Annotated in this window: 4 protein-coding genes; 3 read left to right on the top strand and 1 reads right to left on the bottom strand. The window is 69.7% G+C overall.

Features of this window, described 5'->3' with window-relative positions; translation table 11 throughout:
• Positions 1–141: 141 nt before the first annotated feature.
• Together A5771_RS05545 and A5771_RS05540 are read left to right on the top strand one after the other, a co-directional pair.
• Positions 142–1,635 (top strand): aldehyde dehydrogenase family protein, encoded by a 1,494-nt coding sequence (locus A5771_RS05545; protein ID WP_064854206.1) that lies wholly within the window; start codon positions 142–144, stop codon positions 1,633–1,635.
• Entirely contained in the window at positions 1,635–2,465 is an 831-nt protein-coding gene (locus A5771_RS05540; protein WP_064854205.1) for a hypothetical protein, read from the top strand. Before A5771_RS05545 ends, A5771_RS05540 begins: the two co-directional genes overlap by 1 nt.
• A gap of 7 nt (positions 2,466–2,472) precedes the next feature.
• On the opposite strand, the gene A5771_RS05535 is transcribed toward A5771_RS05540, so the two are convergent.
• Positions 2,473–4,524, bottom strand: a complete 2,052-nt coding sequence (locus A5771_RS05535) for a prolyl oligopeptidase family serine peptidase (protein WP_064854204.1) — start codon at positions 4,522–4,524, stop codon at positions 2,473–2,475.
• 52 nt (positions 4,525–4,576) lie between these two features.
• Here A5771_RS05535 and A5771_RS23850 point away from each other — a divergent pair.
• On the top strand, positions 4,577–4,719 hold a 143-nt coding region (locus A5771_RS23850), incomplete at its 3' end, for a hypothetical protein (RefSeq protein ID WP_165606081.1).

The following is a 4,719-nucleotide window of genomic DNA, read 5'->3' as shown; positions in this document are numbered from 1 at the left end:
CGGCAGCCCCAGCGTGCTCACCGGGCCGGGGTCGGGCAGGCCGGTCGCGGTCAGCGCGTCGCCCGACGCCCCGGCGCCCCCCCCGCGGGGGCGCCCGGCGCGCCCCCCCGCCCCGCCCCCCACCCCGCGCCCGCCCCCGCCCTGTCCGGCACCGACACCGTGCTCAGCCCCGCCACCGGGGCGGTCGCCGGTGAGGTGCACTGGACCGATCCGTCCGACGTCGAAGCGATCGCCGCCGGCCTGCGCACCGCCCAGCAGGAGTGGGAGCGCCGCGGCGCCAAGGGGCGGGCCAAGGCGATGGCCCGCTTCGCGGTGTGGCTCGGCGAGCACCGGGACGAGATCGAGCGGCTGCTGATCGCCGAGACCGGCAAGTCCAGCACCGACGCGGCCCAAGAGGTGCCGTTGCTGATCATGATCCTGTCGTACGTGATCAAGGTGATGGACAAGGCGGTGGCCCCCGAGACCCGGCCGGCGTCGCTGCCGCTGATGGCGATCAAGAAGATCAGCGTGCACTACCGGCCGCGGCCGGTGGTCGGCGTGATCGCGCCCTGGAACTACCCGGTGGCCAACGCGTTGATGGACGCGATCGGCGCCTTGGCGGCCGGCTGCGCGGTGCTGCTCAAGCCCTCCGAGCAGACCCCGCTGACCGCGGAACTGCTGCGCGAGGGCTGGGAGGCCGCCGGGGGTCCGGACGTGTTCGCGGTAGTGCAGGGCGCCCGCGAGGTGGCCGAAGCGGTGATCGACAACTCCGACTACGTGCAGTTCACCGGGTCCACCGGCACCGGGCGCAAGGTGGCCGAGCGGGCCGCGCGGCGGCTGGTGCCGGTCAGCCTCGAACTGGGCGGCAAGGACCCGATGATCGTGTGCGAGGACGCCGACATCGACCTGGCCGCGCACGCCGCGGTGTGGGGAGCGATGTTCAACGCGGGGCAGACCTGTGTCTCGGTCGAGCGGGTCTATGTGCTGGAACCGGTCTACGACAAGTTCGTGGCCGCGGTCGTCCGCGACGTGGAGGCGCTGCAGATGGGTACCGGTGAGGGCGCCCATTTCGGCTCGCTGATCAGCGACCAGCAACTGGCCATCGCCGAACGCCACGTCAAAGAGGCGGTGGCCGCCGGAGCCCGCGCGCTGACCGGCGGCGAACGGGCCACCGGCCCGGGCAGCTTCTTCCCGCCCACTGTGCTCGTCGACGTCGACCACTCGATGGCCTGCATGACTGAGGAGACCTTCGGCCCGACCCTGCCGATCATGAAGGTCGCCAGCGTGGATGAGGCGATCCGCCTTGCCAACGACAGCCCTTACGGGCTGAGTGCCTCGGTGTTCTCCCGCGACGTCGCACGCGCCAAAGACATTGCCGTCCAATTGGATTGCGGTGCGGTGAACATCAACGACGTGATCTCGAACCTGATGTGCACGACGGCCCCGATGGGCGGCTGGAAGACCTCGGGTATCGGCGCGCGGTTCGGCGGCGTCGACGGGATCCGCAAGTTCTGCCGGCAGGAGGTCGTCGTGGTGCCGCGCACCAACGTCGGTGCGGGCGGCAACTACTACCACAATTCGCTCAAAGCGCTGGCCCGGATGAACGCGCTGATGACCCGGATGGCGCTGGCGCGACCGCGCCGCACGGCGAAGTAGTGCGCCTTCTCACCGCGGCGCTATTCTGGTTGCTGACCACCGCGACGCTTGCGGTGACGCTGCCGACGGCGTGGGTGCAGTGCAACCTGATCGACGCCGACGGCTACGCGCGGCTGGCGCAGCGGGCAGCCGCCCAACCCGCGCTGCAGGCCGCGGTTGCCGCCGAACTGACCTCCCAAACGGTGCGGCTGATCCGTGCGCAGGGGTTCCCCCTCGATCCCTCCCCGGTGCGGGAGGCCGCCGCCGAATACACCGCCGGGCCGTCGTTTCCCCGGCAGTTCGTGCAGCTGAACTCCGACGGGCACGACTGGCTGCTCAGCGGCGCCGACACCGGGCCGTGGGAGATCGATGTAGTACCGATGTTGCGGGACAAGGCGTTTGCCCAACTGCTGTCCGACTACCACATTGCGCTGCCGGCGTCGATGACCATTCCGCTGACGCCGACGTCCACCGAGGTGGCGCGTCCCGGCGGATTGCACCGCCTGGCGGTGTGGGGGCCGTGGCTGAGCCTGGTGCTGGTCGCACTGACCGGTTTGTGTGCGGTCTTGACGCTGGCCGCGGCACGTCATCGCGGCCGGGCCTTGGCGAGCCTCGGTGTGTCGGGGCTGCTGGTGGGCGCGGCGGGCTGGTCGGGGATCGAGGTGGCGCGGCGCTACCTGAACCAGGTACTCAACCAGGCGACCGGCGACATCCGCCGGATCGCCGATGTCGTCGTGGATCTGGCCGAAGACAGCCTGCACCTCTGGCTCAATCTGACCCTGGCGGCCGGGGCGGTGCTGGTACTGGTCGGGGTGGCCGTCGCGCTGTTGGGCGGGTGGCGCAAGGCTTGACCCGTTTTCAGCGCCCGCCGCCCAGCATCCGCCACAGGAACGAGAAACTCAGCGCGGACTTGAACGCCGCCTGCGCGTTGTCGGCGGCCCCGCCGTGGCCGCCCTCGATGTTCTCGTAGTAGGCGACCCGGTGTCCGGCGTCCTGCAGCGCCGCCGCCATCTTGCGGGCATGGCCCGGGTGCACCCGGTCGTCGCGGGTCGAGGTGGTGATTAGTACCGGGGGATACGTCGCGTCGGCCGAAATGTTCTGGTACGGAGAGTATTTGCTGATGAACTCCCAATCGTCGGGGTTGTCCGGATCGCCGTACTCGGCGACCCAGGACGCACCGGCCAACAGCAGGTGGTAGCGGCGCATGTCCAGCAGCGGAACCTGGCAGACCAGCGCGCCGAACAGCTGCGGGTAGGCGGTGAGCATGATGCCCATCAGCAGCCCGCCGTTGCTGCCCCCGATCGCACCGAGCTGCTCGACCGTGGTGATCTTACGGTCCACGAGATCGGTTGCCACCGCGGCGAAATCTTCGGCCACCAGATGCCGGCCCGCGCGCATCGCCTGGGTGTGCCAGCCCGGACCGTATTCGCCGCCGCCGCGGATATTGGCCAGCACGTACGTTCCGCCGCGCTCCAGCCACAGCCGGCCCAGCACCCCGTCGTAGCCGGGGGTGCGCGCCACCTCGAATCCGCCGTAGCCGCCCAGCAGGGTCGGGCCGGTGGCGTCTTCGGGGCGTACCACGAAGTACGGGATGGCGGTGCCGTCCTTGGACGTGGCGAAGTACTGGGTGACGTCCAGGCCGTCGGCGTCGAAAAAGGCCGGGGCGGACTTGATCTCGGTGAGCTCACCGTCGACCGGGCCGTGCAGCAGCCGGGAGGGGTGAGCGAATCCGCTGGAGTCCAAAAAAATCTCGCCGTCGGTGCAGTCGGTGTCGTCGATGGCCGCGATCACGGTGTTGGTGTTGGCCGGCACTGCGGTGACCGGGCGCCGCTGCCAGCTACCCGGCGTGATCACCTCCACCCGGCTGGCCACATCGCGCAGGGTGATCAGTACCAGCCGATCGCGGGTCCAGGCGTAGTGATGCAGCGCGGTGTGTGCGTCGGGTTCGAAGACGACCGTCAACTGCGCTGTGCCGGCGAGGAATTCGTCGTAGTCGGCGGCCAACAGCGAACCTGCCCCATACGACGCGGTGCCGGTGTCCCAGTCGGTGCGCAGCTCGATCAGGATCCACTTCCGGTGCACCGACACCGTCGCATCGGTGGGCGCGTCGATGCGGATCAGCTCGTCTTCGCCGGGCCGGCCGCGCAGCTCGTAGACCTCGTCGTTGAAGAAGTCGACGGCCCGCGAGACCATGATGCGCTCGAAACCCGGGGTGCGATCGCGGCCGGCGCCCACCACCACGTCGGTCGCGTCGCCGGCGAACAGCGTCTCGGCGTCGGCGAGCGTCTGCCCGCGCCGCCACCGCTTGACGATCCGGGGATAGCCGGATTCGGTGAGTGAATCGGGCCCGAAGTCGGTGCCCACCAGCACCGTGTCCTCGTCTTCCCAGCCGATGCGGGTCTTGGCCTCGGCAAGCTGGAAACCGCCGGCAGCAGGGGGGACGAATTCGCGGGTGGTCATGTCGAATTCGCGCACGACGACAGCGTCCGAGCCGCCCCGGGACAGCGACACCAGTGCCCGGGTGAGCTCGGGTTCGATCACATTGGCGCCGGCCCACACCCAGTTGGTGTCGTCGGCGCGACTCAATCCATCCAAGTCGATGATTACGTCCCAGTCCGGGGCGTCGCTGCGGTAGCTGTCCAGCGTGGTGCGCCGCCACAGCCCGCGCGGGTTGGCGGCGTCGCGCCAGAAGTTGTAGAGGAACTCCCCGCGGCGCCGCACGTAGGGCACCCGGGCATCGGTGTCGAGTACCTCCAAGGCCGCGGTGCGCATCGCCTCGAAGTCGTCCCCGGCGAATTCGTCGACGGTCGGGGCGTTGCGGGCGCGCACCCAGTCCAGCGACCGCTCGCCGGTGACGTCTTCCAGCCAGAGATAGGGGTCAGCAGCAGGTTCAGCAGGCATGGGAGCCATTGTGACCGCGGCGGTAGTGTGAGTTGTGCAACACCCGAAAGGAGCACCACCGATGACCGTTTTCGCACGCCCGGGGTCCGCGGGAGCACTGATGAGCTTTGAGTCCCGCTACGGGAACTTCATCGGTGGGCAGTGGGAGGCGCCGGTGACCGGTGAGTACTTCGAGAACGCCACCCCGGTCACCGGCGAGGTGTT

Origin of the sequence: Mycolicibacter sinensis (genome assembly GCF_001667375.1) — a bacterium.
Taxonomy (GTDB): domain Bacteria; phylum Actinomycetota; class Actinomycetes; order Mycobacteriales; family Mycobacteriaceae; genus Mycobacterium; species Mycobacterium sinense_A.
This window is presented reverse-complemented; position numbering and strand designations above follow the sequence as displayed.

What these genes read in the sequence shown, in the direction of transcription:
- A5771_RS05535 (WP_064854204.1), bottom strand. Translation starts at nt 4,524, where the DNA reads ATGGCTCCCATGCCTGCTGAACCTGCTGCTGACCCCTATCTCTGGCTG.